The following is a 16407-nucleotide window of genomic DNA, read 5'->3' on the forward strand; positions in this document are numbered from 1 at the left end:
CGGTGGCCCGGACGACGACGCCGCTGCGCCGGCTATGCGTCGCCCCTCGCCTCACCGTCGAAACCATCGAACCGGTCCCGACGAGGACGCCACAGGGCTGCTTGTGCGATGCCCCACGCCATACCACCGCACCGGTCCGCGAGGCCGCCGGTGGACCGAACCGGTTACTTCACGCGCTCCCACTCGGCGACCGGCCCGGGAACCGGGACGAACAACGGGTGGTGGGGAGCAGCGTCGGGATCGATGCCGTCCAGTGCGGATCGCGCCCACTCGGGGTCGCGGTCGAGGACCTTGCGCAGCAAAAACTCGAACTCGTAGCGCAGCTGACCGGTGGTCACGGTGAGCGTGATGGGCTGTGTGCTCGCCTCCCGGGCCAGGCGGGTGCGGTCGAAGTTGTAGCCGCGGCGGTCGGCCTCGTCGGCGACGCCGTGCAGGTACGTGGCCACGGACAGGACCGGATCGCTCGTGGCGCGGAAGCGCTGCAGCTGGGGGTGGCGCGTGTAGCCCTTGGTCTGACCGAGCAGGACCTTCTGGGCGAGCAGACCCTCCCGCCAGCACGCCACCAGAGCACGACGGTCCAGCAGGGACGGGTGAACTGACCACAGACGCATGGCCCCATTCAATCGCGCACCGCCCCGATAGCTCCAAGCGGACCCCAAGATTCCTCCCGTAGCATGGCGGACACACCCCTGACGACCACGTGCGGAGAACACCTTCATGTCCCTGCCTGCCATCCTGGCCGCCACATCAGCCGACGAGAGTGCTCAGCTCTCCGGTATCGCGGGGTGGGTGGTGGACGTCATGGAAGCCATCGGCGCTCCCGGCGCCGGACTGCTCGTGGCCCTGGAGAACCTGTTCCCGCCGCTGCCGTCCGAGGTGATCCTCCCGCTCGCCGGTTTCACGGCCAGCCAGGGCAATTTCAGCCTGGGCGGGGCCATCTTCTGGACCACGCTGGGGTCGGTCGTGGGCGCGATCGCGCTGTACTGGATCGGCGCCGCACTGGGACGACGCCGCCTGCGCGTGATCGTGGACAAGATGCCGCTCGTGGATCTGCATGACCTGGATCGCACCGAGGAGTGGTTCGACCGCCACGGCAAGGCCGCCGTGTTCTTCGGGAGGATGATCCCCATCTTCAGATCCCTGATCTCCGTTCCTGCGGGGATCGAGCGGATGTCGTTCGGGCTGTTCGTGGTGCTCAGCGCGGCCGGGTCCCTGATCTGGAACACCATTTTCGTGCTCGCCGGGTACTTCCTGGGAGAGAACTGGCACATCGCGGAACAGTACGCCGGGGTGTTCTCACGCATCGTGGTGATCGCGGTCCTGCTGTTCCTGGTGTGGTGGGTCGTCAAGCGGATCCGGCGCAATCGTCGTTCGGCTCACGAGGGATGAATCACGGGGCACCTCGAGGGGTCGCGAACTGGGATACAGTTGTCCCCTAAGATGCCCACAATTCTAGATAATTAATGCACTAACAAGGCTCTGACCAGTACGATCGCACGTGTGGCCCGACCCCGAAAATTTGACGAGACCACTCGCAAAGCACTGATCAAGAACACCGCCGAACAGATCCTGGCCGGTGGTGTCGAGTCCGTTTCCCTCCGGCCACTGGCCGCCAAGCACGGCTGCTCCACCACCGCGATCTACACCATGTTCGGCAGCAGGGACGCCCTGATCGATGCCGTGCGGGAGGAAGCGATCGTGAGCTACCTCAGCGCGCACGAGATGGCCGTGCGCACCGGCGAAGCCGTGGCGGACATGCGCGCACTCGCCCGCTCCGGCAGACGCTGGGCCCTGGAGTTCCCGGCGCTGTACAACGTGATCCTGGGCAAGGCGGGGGACTGCATCGGCGCCCGCAGGGACGGTTCCACCGGGGGATCCAGCCGCGCGGAGTTCGCGAACACGGCCATGCAACCCATGTACCGGCTGGTCCGCGGGGCCATCGACAAGGGGATCTTCCATGACCTCCCCGTGGAGGTCATCGGTGCCACACTCTGGGCGGGCGTCCATGGATGGATCGCCATCGAGATGAGCCGTCCGGTCTTCCCCGACGCGGATGCCGACGCCGCGTTCGACCGTCACGTGCTCGCCCTCCTGAGAGCTTGGTGCGCGCGCACGCCCCTGGGTGAGTGATCCCGGACCCTCACCGTTCCGGGGCCGGTGGGATACTGGCCGCATGAGCACCCTCGAGCCCTTCTCGTTCCGTATCGCCGACCGTCTGCGCGGGGTGGATTCCTCCCCCGTGCGCGACCTGTTGGAGGTGGTGTCCAAGGAGGGTGTGATCTCGTTCGCCGGTGGTGTCCCGGATCCCGCGTACTTCGAGGTCGATGACATCAAGGCCGCCTACGAGTGGGTATTCGCGAACCACCCCGCACGCGCGCTGCAGTACGCCTCGAGCGAGGGTGAGCTGGAACTTCGCGAGCAAGCGGCGCGTCGGGTCAGCAGGCACCTGCCCACCACTGCGGACCAGGTCCAGGTGACCACGGGCTCTCAGGAGGGGTTGTTCGTGGTGGCCCAGGCGCTCGTCAACCCGGGGGACGTGATCCTCGTGGAACGGCCCACCTACCTGGCGGCTGTGCAGGCCTTCGATCTCAACGGTGCGCACATGGTGGGCGTCCCCACGGACGAGCACGGCGTGGTGCCGGAGGAGCTCGAGCGGCTCATCGCCGAGCACAACCCCACCTTCGTCTACCTGATCCCGTCCTTCCAGAACCCGTCCGGGATCTGCATGCCCGTGGAACGACGCCGCGCCGTCGCGGACGTCCTACTGCGCACCGGCACCGCGCTCGTGGAGGACGACCCGTACGGCGAGCTGTGTTACACGGGCGAACCCATGGCCCCCATCGCATCCCTTCCGGGGATGTCCGCGCAGACGATCCTGCTGAACTCGGTGTCCAAGATCATCGCCCCGGGGGTGCGGATCGGGTGGATGCGCTCCGAGGGGCCCATCCAGTTCACGCTCACTGTGGCCAAGCAGGCGATCGGGCTGCAGTCGCCCGTGCCGGACCAGTTGGCCGTGGCGCGGTATCTTGCAACCGCCGACGTCGAGGCGCACCTCGAGCGCGTACGTCCCGTCTACGCCGAGCGGGCGCGGGCCATGTACGCGGAACTCGAGGCCGTCCTCCCGCGGGACGCTCACATCACCCGCCCGGACGGAGGCATGTTCCTGTGGGTCCGCCTGGGGCACGGGATCGACACCGCCCGATTGCTACCGTTCGCGGTGGAGGAAGGCGTGGCCTTCGTCCCGGGTGCCTCCTTCTATGCGCACGACCCGGACGAGTCCACCATGCGGTTGTCCTTCGTGACCCATGCCCCGGACGTAATCCACGAGGGCGTGCAGCGGCTGGCCCGCGCGCTGGCCCGCTACGGGGAGCTGTAGACCTCGGCCCCATGGAACACCGCGGCGGATCCGCACGGGCGCCGTCGCGCCGACCCTCCCCTTGACCCGACCCTCCTGTTCCCGCGACCGAAAGGATGCCTCATGAGTGTCAAACCCCTTCCCGTGCCCCCGCTGGAAGAGACGCTGCAGCGGATGCTGAACGCCGTCGAACCCCTCGTGGACGGCGCGGCGCTCGAGCGGACCCGGCGTGATGCGGAAGCGTTCCGGACCGGGGAGGGCTCGCGGTTACAAGCGGCACTCGAGGAGTTCGCCCGTGCGGAGGACGCCGAGGGGCGCAGTTGGTTGTCCCGGGAGTGGCTGGACGGATATCTGAGCGTGCGCACACCCCTGCCGCTGACCACCAACGTGGGATTCCAGATCACGGGGGACTTCGGCGCCCCGGGGCTGGGCCGGGCGGCCGAACTCGTCTACCGGGCGGCGTGGGTGCATCTACGGCAGGTGCGCGGGGAGACCCCGCAGGAGGTGGACCCCCGCGGTAACGACGTGAGTATGTCCCAGTGGGAATGTCTCACGGGCGGAGTGCGGCATCCTCGCGCGGAACGGGACGAGATCCGCAGACCGGAGCGAACGGCGTCGTCGGGGTCGGCCGAGGCAGCGGAGGAGATCGGCGTGATCCACCGCGGCCGGCTGTACGCGCTGACGATCAGCACCCAGGACCGGCAACCGCTGCCGCTGCGCACGGTGGCCGCGGGGCTGCGCGCGGTCGTGGAGCGGGATGAACCGCGGGAGACCGAGCTGCCGTTCGGGGCGCTGTCCTACCTGGGCAGTGAGACGGCCGCGCCCCTGTTGGAGAAGTTGACTTCGAACGAGCACAACGCGGAGATCTACGACCGGATCAGCCGCATGGTGTTCCTGGTCAATGTCGTGGGGGCGCGGGCCGAGGTCGTGGAGCACCTGGAGCGCTGCGCGTTCGAGGTGGGGCAAGCGTGGGCCTACAAACCGATCACGTACGAGGTGTGCCTCGAGGATCCGTGGCTGGCCATGCACGTGGAACACAGCACCGTGGACGGGGCCACGATCCTGGCCGTCGCGGGAGCCATGCAGGACGTGACGATCCCGGACGAGGCCGCGCTGCCGGACGCCCCGCAACCCGCCGCGATTACGTGGGAGCTCGAGCCGCAGTTGCGTGACGAACTCGTGGCGCGGGTCGCCCAATACCGCACGGAGGCCGCGCTGCTGGGCGTGCACCGGGTGTTCGTGCCGCGGCTGCACCGCGCCGAACTCCCGTTCAAGATCAGCGACGACGCCGCTCAGCAATTCATCATGTTGCTCGCCCAGCTTGCGACGTACGGGACGGCGCGCGGTGTATATGAATCGGTGGACATGCGTGAGTTCCAGGCGGGACGCACCGAGTGCCTCCGCCCCGTGACCCCGCAGGCCACCGCATTCGCCCGCGCCCTCCTCGCCGGTGAGGCGACCGAGGAGCTGTTCACGGAGGCCCTGGACGCACATCGTGGTTGGGTCAAGGCCTGCAAGAACGCCCGCGGTGTGGATCGCCACCTGTTGGGACTCGCCATGATGGCCCGGAAGACGGGGGAGCTGTCCGAGTTCTTCGACTCCCCGGGGATCGCGGCCATGCGCCACGACTTCCTGTCCACCACGTCCATCGGCGGTCCGGACCCGATCGTGCGCTACGCGTTCGCGCCCACCACACCCGAGGGCTTCGGTGTCACGTACACGACCCATACGGACGGCTACGAGTTCTGCGTGAACTACCGCCGGGACTCGAGTGAGGACCTGGAGGCCTTCGCGCACAATCTGACCGCGAGCGCGGAAACGTTCTGGGGATTCGTGAAGGCGCTGGCGGGGTGACGACGCCCGCGGAGCCGCCCACCGTTCGCACCACGTGCGCCATCGTCGGCGGCGGTCCGGCCGGCCTGGTGCTGGGTCTCCTACTGGCGCGTGCGGGTGTGGCGGTCACGGTGTTGGAGAAGCACGCGGACTTCCTCCGCGACTTCCGCGGGGACACCGTGCATCCCACCACTTTGGCCCTGCTCGACGATCTCGGTCTCTTCGATCGTTTCGAGGCCATTCCGCATTCCAGGGTCACCCACGTGGACCTCCCGGAGCACGAGGTCACCGGGGTGACGTGGGAGAAGGGGCGGGTGGCCATCGGCATCCCGCGCGACGGCTACATCCAGGTCGCGCAGCTGGGCCCCAAGGGTGCCGACGACGCCGTGCGCGCCCGCGGTCTCGACACCTTCCGGGCCGACGCCGCGCAGCTCCTCCCGGAGGCGGCCGCCGGGGTGACCGGGATCGGGTCCACGGCGGACGTGAAGCACCTCGACGTGCGCCTGGACCGGCTGCGCCGCTGGCACGCCCCGGGGGTCCTGTGCATCGGGGACGCTGCACACGCGATGTCGCCGGTGGGCGGCGTCGGGATCAATCTGGCGGTGCAGGACGCGGTGGCTGCGGCCCGCATTCTGGCTCCGTTGCTGCGTTCTGGCGGTGCATCCGGGCGGGCGGAGGCGCGTGGGTTGGCGCGGATCCAGCGACGCCGCATGGTGCCCACGGTGGTCATCCAGGGCATGCAGCGAATCCTGCACGCGGCACTGATCATGCCGGCGATCCGGGGCAGGGACCTGCGGCCGCCGTCGTGGATCGTGAAGGTCGTGCGGCGGGTGCCGTGGCTCAGTGCGCTCCCGGCGTTGGCGGTGGGCGTAGGACCGCGGCCGGAGCGGGCGCCGCGCTGGGCGCGACGCCCTTCCTGATCACCCACCCACGGCCGGGGCTTCCGGGACCTGCTCATCGGCACGGAACGAATGGATCCAGTCCAGGTCCCGGTCTAAGGCGTCCGGCGAGGCCAGGCGAGTGTTGCGTTCCCGGGCGCGAGCGCCGTCGGGCAGGTGGAGCATTTCACCCACGGTGACGGACGCGTCCACGATCTTGCGGGTACGGAAACGACGACGCCGCTCGTACTCGGCACGCGCATGGTCCCAGTCGGTCGTGCTGGAGAGTAGGTCGGATAGGACGATCGCGTCCTCGATGGACTGGTTCGCAGCCTGGCCGTGGTGGGGGACGGCGGCGCCGACCTCCCGCAGGACAGCGGTCTGTTCGTAGATCCGGACGTCCAACCCCTTGCGCTGCAGATCGATGGCAAGGGTCAGACCGCCGAGTCCTGCGCCGATGATGGCGATGCGCTGGGACATGTGAGCTCCTCCCGGGGCGACTGATCTTGAAACTACCCGGGGAAGGGGGCGCGCTGGTCCGGGGCGGGTGAGGTTACGGAGGGGGGTAGGGGAATGCCCTCTGCATTCCTCGATCATCGGTGCTGGGGGCGCGAGGACGAAATCGTATATTTATTCCCGATTCATCCTCTTCGCCCGCGTGTATCCGGGAAAATCTAAGGAAATCGCCGCTTCACCTGGGTGATGCAGTACGCGCCGGTGTTCCGGCGGGCCCCGGCCAGGAGAATCAAGCTCTCGGACTCGCCTCCGATTATTCCCGAATATAAAGAGAGCACACTGTTGCCCGCGAGAGGCGGCGAAGCGTCCACAACGATCGCCACGTCGACCACACCACGGATCGTCGCCGCGACACCGGGACCACCAACGTGGACGGCACCACCCACCCGGGTCGCTGAGACCTCGTTCCGTAGGTTCTAGATCCAGGACCTGATGGCTGGGGCCCACTCATTCGTGAGTGGGCCCCAGTCCTGTATCCGTAACATCAACTGCCGTGGAACGCGCGCTGTCATGTCGTGGTGTTCACGACCGCGCACTGAACGCCGCCAACACCCCGCCCACCGTGAACACCACGGTCGCGGCGAGCACCAACAGCAGGGGCGCCGTCCACGCCCCGGTCGCGGTGTTCAAACCTCCGGCCAGGGGTGGCCCGATCGTGGCCGCGAGGTAGCCGATGCCCTGCACCCGCGCGGACATCCGCGCCGCCTCGGCGGAGGAGCGGGCCACGCGGGCGACGATTGAGAAGATCGCCGTGAAACCGCCGCCCTGGGTCGCCCCGCCGATGAGTGACCACGCGATGAACCACCCCGGCGCGAGCATCAGGCCAATGGGTAGGGTGATCCACAGCGCTCCGATCAGTGCCACCGGAACCCACGCGGGCGCCCGTGCGGCCAGGAGGGGCACGCCGAACGCCCCGATGACGGCGGCCACCTGGAACAGCGACGCCGAGGCCCCGGAACTCGCCAAGCTCAACCCCCGCGTGTCCGCGAGCAGCGCGGGTAGCCACGCCGTCACCGAGTAGTAGGCCATGGCCTGCCCGCAGAACGCCAGCGCGAGCAACCAGCCGATGCGCCGCACACGCCCCGTCGCGTGAGCGGTGTCGGGTTCCGCTGGCGGCAGCATCTCCGCGGGGGCCTCTGAGGTTTCGGGGGCCGACGGCGCGTGGGGGTTGGGGGCCGCGCCGCGGCCGGGGGCGTCGGGGGACGACGGCGTGTGGGCGGCTGAGGCGGCGTCGTCGCCGGGGCTGCCGGAGCGGCGTCGTGAAAGCAGGAGCCAGTAGCCGATGCCGGCGAGCGCCAGGACGCCCCAGGCCGTGATGGCCCAGCGCCACCCTAGGGCGGCGGCGAGCGGCGCGGTGCCGAGCGCGGTGATCATGGACCCCACGTTGAGGGCCGCGGAGTAGGCGGCGGTGACCACGGAGACCTGGCGCCAGGGGACGTCGCGGCGGATGATGACCGGGATCACGATGTTGCCGATCGTGATCGACGCCCCGATGACCACGGTGCCCACCAACAGCAGGGGCGTGGAGCCGAGGGAACGGATGACGGTGCCCATTAGGACACCGATGAGGCAGAGCAGGACGGCAGCCTCGGGGCCCGCACGTCGGATGACCGTGGAGGCCGCCGGGGTGACCACGGCGAAGAGGAACACCGGGAGTCCCGTGAGCAGCCCCGCCGCGACCGACGAGAGGCCGATGTCCGCCTGGATGTTCGTGATCACGGGCGTGGGCGCGATGATGGGCCCGCGCAGGCTCAGCGCCACGAGGATGATCCCGGCCACCACCCACGGCAGCCGTGCTCGGATGAAGTGATGCGTGCTCGTGGGGGACCCCTCGGTCGATGTGCGTCCCCAGCATCACTATCAGATGGCGCGGCGGCTCGGGGAACGGAACCGTTCCCCGAGCCGCACGAGGTGGCCGGAGGGGGCTCACCCCCTCCGTGAAACCCTCACCTCTCCCGCTGCGTGAGAATGTCGTCGAGCGTCTCGCGCACGGCTTGGCGCGCTGCCACGCGGGAGCTGGCGGCGCGTTGCTGCTCGTGGTTGTCCGCGTCCTCGACGCGCTGCATCTCCTCCTGCTCCCGTTCCTTGGCCTTGTCGCGTGCGGATTCCAGGGCATCCCAGATGCTGTTTTCACTCATGCGTTCATTCGACCACTTGCCACGGGACGCGACAACCGTCTCACGGCAGCGAATTTCGGACGGACCCCTTCCAGTCTTGAACCCGCCGGAAAGCTCCGGTGTAGGACCCCGGTCACATAAATAATCGCGGCCACTGTTCTGGGTGCTCGTATGAGCGGGTCCCGGGGCAACGGCACCACTTCCCTGATCCAGAGGTTGTCATGTCCAGCACGACCGAAGGTCCCACGGAGCATCCCGCGGCCCGAGAACACGACCCCCGCAAGGCCTGCAAAGCGCTGATCGGCGCCTACGTGGGCACGTCCCTCGAGTAGTACGACTTCTTCCTGTTCGGCCCCACCGCGTCCATCGTCTTCGCGCCCTTGTTCTTCGGTGGCGAGGACCCCGCGCTGGCCGTCCTGCGGTTCCTGCAGGGCATGGCGGTCGGCGGCGAATGGGGCGGCGCCACCCTGCTGGCCGTGGAGAACGCCCCTGAGCACAAGCGCGGTTTCTCCGGCGCGGGGGTGCAGCTGGGTTCGCCCACCGGCACCATCCTGTCCTTCATGATCGTGGCCGCCGTGGTGGCCCTCTCGGACAAGACCTCCCCGTCCATCGTGGAGGCCGTCGGCTACGCGATCGCCGCGCTCGTGGCTTTCCCCATTTTCTGGCTCGTGGATACCCAGGACACCGCCCTGATCACCGTGGCCATGATCCTGGGACTCGGCTTCGCCTCCATCCCGTACGCCCCCGTGTGCACCGTCCTGACCCAGTTGTTCCCGGTCAAGGTCCGCTATTCGGCCATCGCGCGCGCCCGCACCCCGGAGGGTGCACCCGTCGTGGATGCGGGTGGGCGTTACCTCATGCCGGGGCTTATCGAGTCCCACGGGCATCCCGAGGATGTATACCTGCCTGGCCATGAAGGCGGGCTGCAGGCCGTCCGTGACACCGCGAGCGAGCGACGTCGTCAAAGCGATCCGCGAGGCCGCACAGGAAGCCGAGGCGGGGGAGTGGGTGCGTGGGTGGGCTACGACGAGCACCTGATGGACGGGCCCGGACGACCTGCTGGCCGGGAAGCGGGTGGCCCTGGCCGACTTCTCCGCGTGGGGGATCACCACCGTCCACGGCATGAGCAGCGGCCCCCTGGAAGTGGGCGCCTACCAGCGGCTGCACACCGCAGAAGAGCTGACCACGCGCTTCCGGCCGTGGCCCCCATGGTTGGGCGTGCCCTGAGCAGTGGGCTGTGGGGGGCGATCCACGGGATCGGGGACCGCGCCGTGAGGCACGCCGAGGCTACCTCACGGGGTCGAACGTGGCCTCGGCGTGCCCGAGAACTTCCAGCGGTGGGCGTTACAGTGTCCGGCCCGTCACTTCACCGTACCCTTGGGCTGCGGCGGGGTGGTGCCCTGCCCCGTGAAGTAGGCGATCACGCGCCCGTCGGCCTCCAGGACGACGTCGCAGATCTGATTCCTGCCGAAGCTCACCCGGCGCGTGGCGATCGCGGTGATCACCTGGCCGCTGTGCGCGGGAGCCGTGAACGTGATCTCGGCGTTGCGCGTGAGGATGGGGGAGCCGGCGGTCGCGCAGCAGTACGCGAGCGTGGTGTCCGCCAGGGTGAACAGGTATCCGCCGTGGCAGACACCGTGGCCGTTGGCCATGAAGTCGGACACGGTCATGGACATGGTCACTCGGCCCTGTTCGATCTCACCGAGGTCCATGCCCAGGTGCAGGGGAGCGGGATCGTTGCGCAGGATCTCGTGCAGGAGTTCACGGATGGCGGTCATGTCGGTGGGGTCTGCGTACACGGTCACCCTTCGGTGCGGGGCCTGGCCGGGCCTGGAGGACCACTCCCGGGTGCGGGGTGGGGCGATACGAGAACACTCTAGAGTGCGGCCACCACTGGGCGGGCGCGTCCGATTTCTGACAGGCTGGCAACGGCTCCCGCGTCCCGTCGGTGCCGTCCAATGACCAGGAAGGGGTGGCACGTGAGCCGTGTCCACGAAGTCAAGGTCCAACGGCCCTTCCGCGCCGTCGAATCGGCCATCGGGAGCCAGGACCTGCCGGAGGTGGCACGCTTGCTCGCGGAGCTCACGGTGGGGGAGGTCGTGGACCTGTTGGAGCGGCTGGGAGTGCGCCAGCGCGCCGTCGCCTACCGGATGCTGGCCAAGGACCGCGCGGTGACCGTGTTCGAACGTCTCGACGCGCCGCTGCAGCGCGAACTCGTGACGGGTCTGCGGGACGAGGAGGTCGCGGGCGTCGTCGAGTCCCTGGACACCGACGATCGCGTGAGTCTGCTGGACGAACTGCCTGCGGCCCTGGCCACCCGGCTGTTGAAGGGATTGCCGCCCTCCGAGCGCGAGCTCACCGCGGCGGTGCTCGGCTACCCGGAGAACTCGATCGGGCGGCGGATGAACCCCTCGTACGTCACGACCCACCCCGACCTGACGTGCGCCGAGAGTCTGGAACGGGTGCGCGGGGAACTGGAACGCACCCGCAATGTGTACACGGTCATGGTCACGGATCCGCAGCGGCGGCTCCTGGGCGTGACTAGCCTGCAGCGACTCATGGCAGCCCCTCCGGACACCCTCGTCTCACAGGTCATGGAGCAGGCGGACCGGGTGTCCGCGACGGAACCCCGGGAACGGGCGGCGCGCCAGTGCGCGGCCCTGCGGGTGCTCAGCCTGCCCGTCGTGGACGACGAGGACCGCCTGGTGGGCGTGCTCACCGTGGACGACGCCCTGAACATTCTCGAGGGCGCCGAGTCCGAGGACCAGGCGCGGCTCAGCGGTTCCGAGCCGTTGCGCAGGCCGTACCTGTCCACCCCCGTGTTCCGGCTCGCGCGCTCGCGCGTGGTGTGGTTGTTGGTGCTCGCGGTCAGCGCCGTGTTCACCGTACGGGTGTTGGAGACGTTCGAGTCCACCCTGGAACAGCTCGTGGTGCTGTCCGTGTTCATCCCGCTGCTCACGGGCACCGGCGGCAACACGGGTAACCAGGCGGCGACATCCCTGACCCGCGCGCTCGCCCTGGGGGACGTGCACACCCGGGACGTCGTCAAGGTCATGCTGCGCGAGATGCGCGTGGGACTGTGTTTGGGGCTGTTGTTGGGCGGACTGGGATTCGTGATCGTGGGGTTGATCTACGGGTGGGACATCGGCGCGGTGATCGGGCTGACACTGCTGGCCCTGTGCACGTTAGCCGCCACCGTGGGGGGATGTATGCCATTGATCGCACGCGCCATCGGGGCGGACCCGGCCGTGTTCTCCAACCCGTTCATCTCCACGTTCGTGGATGCCGCTGGGCTCGTGGTCTACTTCCTGATCGCCCGGGCGATGCTGGGGCTGGCCTAGAGCGGGAGCACCCCCAGGTCGGAGCCATTCACCCCGGTGCCCGGAGCGCCCTGCAACGCCGTGCGCCCACTCACGGGATTTTCCCAGATGTCGTGCACGCCCCACAGTGGGCGAGTGGACTGGATGAAGGAGACGTGAGTGACTGAACAAATCAGCGATCGCATACCTGAGCATCCTGACGTCCCCGGGCCCGAGGAACCCATGGATCTCAGTCGCGGATCCGCAGATCTCTCCTGCTGCGGCGAGACGCGCGTGAACTGGCGGGTCATGATCGTGTCCGGTGCCATCATCGCGCCTTCTCCGTGTGGACCATCTTGGCCCCCGTGCGGGCGGACAAGGCCATGCTCGGCCTGGTGCAGTGGCTCGCCATCAATCTGGGCTGGGTGTACGTGGTCACGGTAGCTTCCGTGATCCTGTTCATCGTGTACGTCGCCTATCGCATGGAACATGCCCCTGAGTATCCGCTCCGCGCTGGACATGCTGGTTAGTGTGCTCTCCGCCGAGGTCGTGGAGCCTGCGGAGGAGAACGCCAGCGACCTGCTGGTGCAGCAGGCCATGGCGTACATCGCCGGCCACCTCGATGATCCCGAGCTGTCCCCGGGGTCCGTGGCCCGGGCCCTCTACGTCTCCGTCCGCCAGGTGCACACCCGTTTCGCGGCACAGGACTTCACGGTGGCCTCGCACATCCGTGCCGTGCGCCTGGCTGTCGAGGCGCGGGTGTGCGCGCAGGCAGCGTGCGGCGTCGTCGTCCCCGGCATGCAACGCCAACCGCACTGCACGCCTGCACAAGCCACCGGGGGGGGGGTGATCCGGGACACAATGGGGGCAGCTGCGCGCGTACCGGCGCCAAACCGACCCAGCCACGAGAAGCCACCGTGAGCACCTACCAAGACCTGTTCGCCGCCGTCACCGGCCCGTCAGGGCGCGAGATCCTGGACCCGGCTACCGGTGAGGTGGTGGGTTCCGTCCACGAGTGCGCGGTCGCCGAGCTCGACGACGCCGTGGCCGCCGCCCGCGCGGCCCAACCCGAATGGGCGGGGCTGGGGCACGCGAAGCGCTCGGAGTACCTGCACCGCGCCGCGGACGCCGTGGAGGCGAACGCGGAGGTGCTCGCCGAGGTGCTCGTGGACGACGAGTCCGGGCGGGCCGAACTGCATTACGTCCCGCTGGGCGTCGTGGGGGGGGGGGGGGGCGATCGGGCCGTGGAACTGGCCCATGATGATCACGGTGGGGCAGGTCGCGGCGTCGCTGCGCATGGGCAACACCGTGGTGGTCAAGCCCTCCGAGTACACCCCGCTGTCCGTGCTGGGCCTGATCCACGTGCTCAACCAGGTGCTCCCGGCGGACGTCCTGCACGTGGTGCCCGGCGGCGGCGAGGTGGGCAAGGCACTGTCCGAACACGACGGTGTGGAGAAGATCATGTTCACCGGCTCCACCAAGACCGGCCAGGCGATCATGCGCTCGGCCGCGGACGGGCTCGCACGACTAACCCTCGAGCTCGGGGGCAACGAAGCCGGTGTGGTGCCGCCGGACGTGGACCCGCAGGCCATTGCAGGGGACCTGTTCTGGGGTGCGTTCATCAACACGGGCCAGACGTGTGCCGCGCTCACGCGCCTCTACGTCCACGAGGACGTCTACGACTCCGTGTGCGAGGCGCTCGTCGGCGTGGCGCAGCAGATGCCCATGGGCAATGGCCGTGAGGAACAGAACGTCCTGGGTCCGCTGCAGAACAAGCTGCAGTACGACAACCCGTTGGTGGGCCAGGGGCAGAAGGGCTGCGGCAACTCCTCCGGCGACCCTTCTGAAAGCCTTCCTCGGGAATGGTGTGCGGGGGAAGGATGTTGTGGGTACTGACTAAGTACCAACAGCTTTCGACGAAGGAAAACATATGCCCACCCTGTTCGACCCGATCACCGTAGGAAAGTTCGAGCTCGCCAATCGTGTGGCCATGGCGCCGCTGACCCGGATGCGTTCCGACGCGGACGGTGTACCCAAGGACATGAACGTCGAGTACTACTCGCAGCGGGCGTCCGCGGGCCTCGTGGTCACGGAGGGCACGTTCCCGGCCGTGACGAGCCGCGGGTTCTGGGGTCAGGCCGGCATCGAGACCGCCGAGCAGGCCCAGGGCTGGTCCCGGGTGGCGGACGCCGTACACGAGAAGGGCGGCGTGATCTTCCTGCAGATCATGAACGCCGGGCGGGTCTCCCACCCCGAACTCACCGGCGGCCCCCTGCCCGAGGCCCCCAGTGCGATCGGTGTGGACCAGACGGTGCACGTGCCCAGCGGCAAGCAGCCCATGCCCACGCCCCGTGCCCTGGAGACCGACGAGCTGCCCCGCATCAAGCAGGAGTTCGTCGCCGCCGCCCGCCGCGCGGTGGACGCCGGGATCGACGGCGTGGAGATCCACGGCGCCAACGGCTACATCCTCCACGAGTTCCTCGCCCCGTCCTCCAACCACCGCACCGACGAGTACGGTGGCTCCCCGCAGAACCGGGCACGGTTCGTGATCGAGGTGGTGCGCGCCGTCGCCGAGGAGATCGGCGGGCAGCGCGTGGGGCTGCGGATCTCGCCCGAGCACAACGTCCAGGGCGCGATCGAGGACGACCACGACGACGTCGTGGCCACCTATGACGCGTTGCTCACCGGTCTGCGCGGACTCGACCTCGCGTACCTGTCCGTGCTGCACAAGGACGTGGACGGGGAGTTCGTGCGGGACTTGCGCCGTGACTTCGAGGGTGTGTTCTACCTCAACAGCGGCTTCAGCGTGGTCACCGAACTCGAGGAGGCGGAGCACATCATGAGCGCCGATCTCGCGGACGGCGTGGTGGTGGGCCGTGAGCTCATCGCCAACCCGGACCTGGTGGAGCGCTGGCGTGACGGGCTGGAGCTGAACACCCCGGATCCCACGACCTTTTACGTGGGCGGACCCAAGGGGTACGTGGACTACCCGTTCGCGAAGGTGGCGGCCCGGTAGGCACGGGTTCCTTCAGGAGGGTGGCAGCCGTCTGGACGGACGGCTGCCACCCTCCTGCGTTTCTTGGGTCGTGACTGGCGCCTCAGCCCGGGATCCTCGGACGAGCGGCTGACCCCCTGCTTTTGCTCCACTTCGCATTCCTCGACTACGTCAACTGCACGAAATAGCTGGCCCTTGATCGGCCCCAACAACCGCTCGGGCTCGACGAATTGCCCTGTCATCAGCCTCGGCGCCACGTCGCGGCGGTGACCGAAGTGATGGGCGTCAGGCCCGTCCGTTCGAGGATGGGCCGGGAATACCCCGTGCTGTCGACGTGGACGAAGCGCTTGCCGCGGGACTCGGTTCCGCCGTGGGCGCGCCCCTGATCGGGCGGTTGGTGGATCGCTTCGGACCCCTGCCCGTGGTGCTCGCGGCCACCGTGGTGCAACTGCTCGGGATGGGATCGTTGCTCGCCGTGGTCCTTCACGACGCGCCCCGGTCACTGATCCTGGTGTGCGCCGCGGTGGTCGGCGCCGCGAACCCCCAGGTGGGAGCCATCGCGAGGGCCCGCTGGTCCGCCCTGGCCAGGCGCCGGGACACCCCCGGCCTGGTGGGCAAGGCCTTGGGGTACGAGACCGCGTGCGACGAGATCAGCTTCATCCTGGGGCCCGTGATCGCCGGGATCCTGGTGGGTGTACTCGGCCCGAATCCGGCGCTCTTGGTGCTCATGACGTGGGTCGTGGTGGGTCAGGGGTGTTTCATCGCCTACCTGGTGAGCCGCCGCGGCATGAGGGTGGACGCGCAGACGCCCACCCCCACCGACGGCACCGCCCCACGGATCCGCCCGAAGGCCGTCCTCCCGCCCATGCTCGCGTGCCTGTGCGTGGGCACGGTCTTCGGCTCCACGCAGACCGCACTCACCGCGATCAACGCGGCCCGAGGGACCGATGCCTACACGGGCATCATCTACGGCTTCATGGGGCTGGGCAGCGCCGTGGCGAGCGTGCTGGTGTCCCGGCTCCCGGAGCGTGTGCCGCTCGCATGGCGCGTGGCCGGCGGAGCACTTCTCGTGGTGCTGGTGTCCGTCCTACTGCTGCCGGTCCCCGGCTCGGTGGGTCTGGCGCTGCTGTTCACGGTGATCGGCCTGGGCGTCGGCTCCATCCTGGTCAGCGCCTACACGCGCGGTGAGCGCGTGGCCCCGTCCCACCGGATCGCGAGCGTCATGACCATGCTCACGACCTGCCTGGTCCTGGGGGTCTCCTTCGGCTCGGCACTGGGCGGGGTCCTGTCGGTCGTGCCGCGGCACGGGTTCCTGCTCACCCTCGGGGCCGGGGTGGCCGCCCTGCTGGTCTCGGTCGCCATCTACGCGACCCGCCCGCCCGGACGCCGCCGGGACGTCTGAGGACGGGGCCGC

Annotated in this window: 16 protein-coding genes and 2 pseudogenes; 13 read left to right on the plus strand and 5 right to left on the minus strand. The window is 68.8% G+C overall.

Going from position 1 to position 16407, the window contains the following annotated elements; genetic code table 11:
- Positions 1-164: 164 nt before the first annotated feature.
- Positions 165-611, minus strand: coding sequence for a pyrimidine dimer DNA glycosylase/endonuclease V (locus Q9R22_RS08140; RefSeq protein ID WP_131333778.1), 447 nt, complete (start codon positions 609-611; stop codon positions 165-167).
- A 106-nt stretch (positions 612-717) separates the two neighbouring features.
- Between Q9R22_RS08140 and Q9R22_RS08145 the strand changes: the two genes are divergently transcribed.
- The 5 genes from Q9R22_RS08145 to Q9R22_RS08165 all read left to right on the plus strand — a co-directional run bounded on the left by Q9R22_RS08145 (position 718) and on the right by Q9R22_RS08165 (position 6108).
- Positions 718-1389, plus strand: a complete 672-nt coding sequence (locus Q9R22_RS08145; RefSeq protein WP_035965656.1) for a DedA family protein — start codon at positions 718-720, stop codon at positions 1387-1389.
- A gap of 111 nt (positions 1390-1500) precedes the next feature.
- Positions 1501-2130, plus strand: coding sequence for a TetR/AcrR family transcriptional regulator (locus tag Q9R22_RS08150; RefSeq protein ID WP_311254155.1), 630 nt, complete (start codon positions 1501-1503; stop codon positions 2128-2130).
- Between the two features lie 43 nt (positions 2131-2173).
- Positions 2174-3376, plus strand: coding sequence for a PLP-dependent aminotransferase family protein (locus tag Q9R22_RS08155; RefSeq protein ID WP_131333777.1), 1203 nt, complete (start codon positions 2174-2176; stop codon positions 3374-3376).
- Between the two features lie 102 nt (positions 3377-3478).
- Positions 3479-5209, plus strand: a complete 1731-nt coding sequence (locus Q9R22_RS08160; RefSeq protein ID WP_131333776.1) for a choline/carnitine O-acyltransferase — start codon at positions 3479-3481, stop codon at positions 5207-5209.
- Positions 5206-6108 carry an FAD-dependent monooxygenase gene (locus tag Q9R22_RS08165; RefSeq protein ID WP_131333775.1) on the plus strand — a complete coding sequence of 301 codons (903 nt, stop codon included), beginning with the start codon at positions 5206-5208 and terminating at the stop codon, positions 6106-6108. The genes Q9R22_RS08160 and Q9R22_RS08165 overlap by 4 nt, the downstream gene beginning before the upstream one ends.
- Here Q9R22_RS08165 and Q9R22_RS08170 read toward each other — a convergent pair whose 3' ends face one another.
- The 3 genes from Q9R22_RS08170 to Q9R22_RS08180 form a co-directional block, all read right to left on the minus strand.
- Positions 6109-6546 (minus strand): NAD(P)-binding protein, encoded by a 438-nt coding sequence (locus Q9R22_RS08170; RefSeq protein WP_165489831.1) that lies wholly within the window; start codon positions 6544-6546, stop codon positions 6109-6111.
- Positions 6547-7104: 558 nt separating this feature from the next.
- Positions 7105-8361 (minus strand): MFS transporter, encoded by a 1257-nt coding sequence (locus Q9R22_RS08175; RefSeq protein ID WP_242670523.1) that lies wholly within the window; start codon positions 8359-8361, stop codon positions 7105-7107.
- A gap of 167 nt (positions 8362-8528) precedes the next feature.
- Entirely contained in the window at positions 8529-8720 is a 192-nt protein-coding gene (locus Q9R22_RS08180; RefSeq protein ID WP_131333772.1) for a hypothetical protein, read from the minus strand.
- Between the two features lie 359 nt (positions 8721-9079).
- Between Q9R22_RS08180 and Q9R22_RS08185 the strand changes: the two are divergent.
- A pseudogene (locus Q9R22_RS08185) lies at positions 9080-9268 on the plus strand (MFS transporter); the annotation flags it as partial.
- Between the two features lie 505 nt (positions 9269-9773).
- Positions 9774-9926: a hypothetical protein gene (locus Q9R22_RS08190; RefSeq protein ID WP_165489830.1), complete on the plus strand. Its 153-nt coding sequence runs from the start codon at positions 9774-9776 to the stop codon at positions 9924-9926.
- 134 nt (positions 9927-10060) lie between these two features.
- Here Q9R22_RS08190 and Q9R22_RS08195 read toward each other — a convergent pair whose 3' ends face one another.
- The gene (locus Q9R22_RS08195) at positions 10061-10498 is read right to left on the minus strand and encodes a PaaI family thioesterase (RefSeq protein ID WP_064846888.1); all 438 of its coding nucleotides are present in this window, start codon (positions 10496-10498) and stop codon (positions 10061-10063) included.
- A gap of 180 nt (positions 10499-10678) precedes the next feature.
- Between Q9R22_RS08195 and mgtE the strand changes: the two genes are divergently transcribed.
- From mgtE to Q9R22_RS08225, 6 genes and pseudogenes are all read left to right on the plus strand, one after another.
- Positions 10679-12040, plus strand: coding sequence for a magnesium transporter (mgtE, locus tag Q9R22_RS08200; protein WP_311254156.1), 1362 nt, complete (start codon positions 10679-10681; stop codon positions 12038-12040).
- 302 nt (positions 12041-12342) lie between these two features.
- Entirely contained in the window at positions 12343-12528 is a 186-nt protein-coding gene (locus Q9R22_RS08205; RefSeq protein WP_165489829.1) for a hypothetical protein, read from the plus strand.
- Entirely contained in the window at positions 12488-12919 is a 432-nt protein-coding gene (locus tag Q9R22_RS08210; protein WP_311254157.1) for a hypothetical protein, read from the plus strand. Before Q9R22_RS08205 ends, Q9R22_RS08210 begins: the two co-directional genes overlap by 41 nt.
- Positions 12916-13786 (plus strand): annotated as a pseudogene (locus tag Q9R22_RS08215) (aldehyde dehydrogenase family protein); the annotation flags it as partial. The gene Q9R22_RS08210 and the pseudogene Q9R22_RS08215, both read left to right, overlap by 4 nt.
- A gap of 142 nt (positions 13787-13928) precedes the next feature.
- A complete protein-coding gene (locus Q9R22_RS08220) occupies positions 13929-15014 on the plus strand; it encodes an alkene reductase (protein WP_131333769.1) in 1086 nt (361 codons plus the stop codon).
- 313 nt (positions 15015-15327) lie between these two features.
- On the plus strand, positions 15328-16395 hold the full coding sequence (locus Q9R22_RS08225) for an MFS transporter (protein ID WP_242670521.1): 1068 nt from the start codon (positions 15328-15330) through the stop codon (positions 16393-16395).
- The last annotated feature ends 12 nt before the right edge of the window (positions 16396-16407 follow it).

Source organism: Kocuria sp. PD6 (genome assembly GCF_031844145.1).
In the GTDB taxonomy this organism is placed as follows: domain Bacteria; phylum Actinomycetota; class Actinomycetes; order Actinomycetales; family Micrococcaceae; genus Kocuria; species Kocuria marina.

Excerpts from the sequence above, each read along its gene's own strand:
- Q9R22_RS08140 (WP_131333778.1), bottom strand. The coding sequence starts at position 611 with ATGCGTCTGTGGTCAGTTCACCCGTCCCTGCTGGACCGTCGTGCTCTG.
- Q9R22_RS08145 (WP_035965656.1), top strand. The coding sequence starts at position 718 with ATGTCCCTGCCTGCCATCCTGGCCGCCACATCAGCCGACGAGAGTGCT.
- Q9R22_RS08155 (WP_131333777.1), top strand. The coding sequence starts at position 2,174 with ATGAGCACCCTCGAGCCCTTCTCGTTCCGTATCGCCGACCGTCTGCGC.
- Q9R22_RS08160 (WP_131333776.1), top strand. The coding sequence starts at position 3,479 with ATGAGTGTCAAACCCCTTCCCGTGCCCCCGCTGGAAGAGACGCTGCAG.
- Q9R22_RS08170 (WP_165489831.1), bottom strand. The coding sequence starts at position 6,546 with ATGTCCCAGCGCATCGCCATCATCGGCGCAGGACTCGGCGGTCTGACC.
- Q9R22_RS08180 (WP_131333772.1), bottom strand. The coding sequence starts at position 8,720 with ATGAGTGAAAACAGCATCTGGGATGCCCTGGAATCCGCACGCGACAAG.
- Q9R22_RS08210 (WP_311254157.1), top strand. The coding sequence starts at position 12,488 with ATGCCCCTGAGTATCCGCTCCGCGCTGGACATGCTGGTTAGTGTGCTC.
- Q9R22_RS08220 (WP_131333769.1), top strand. The coding sequence starts at position 13,929 with ATGCCCACCCTGTTCGACCCGATCACCGTAGGAAAGTTCGAGCTCGCC.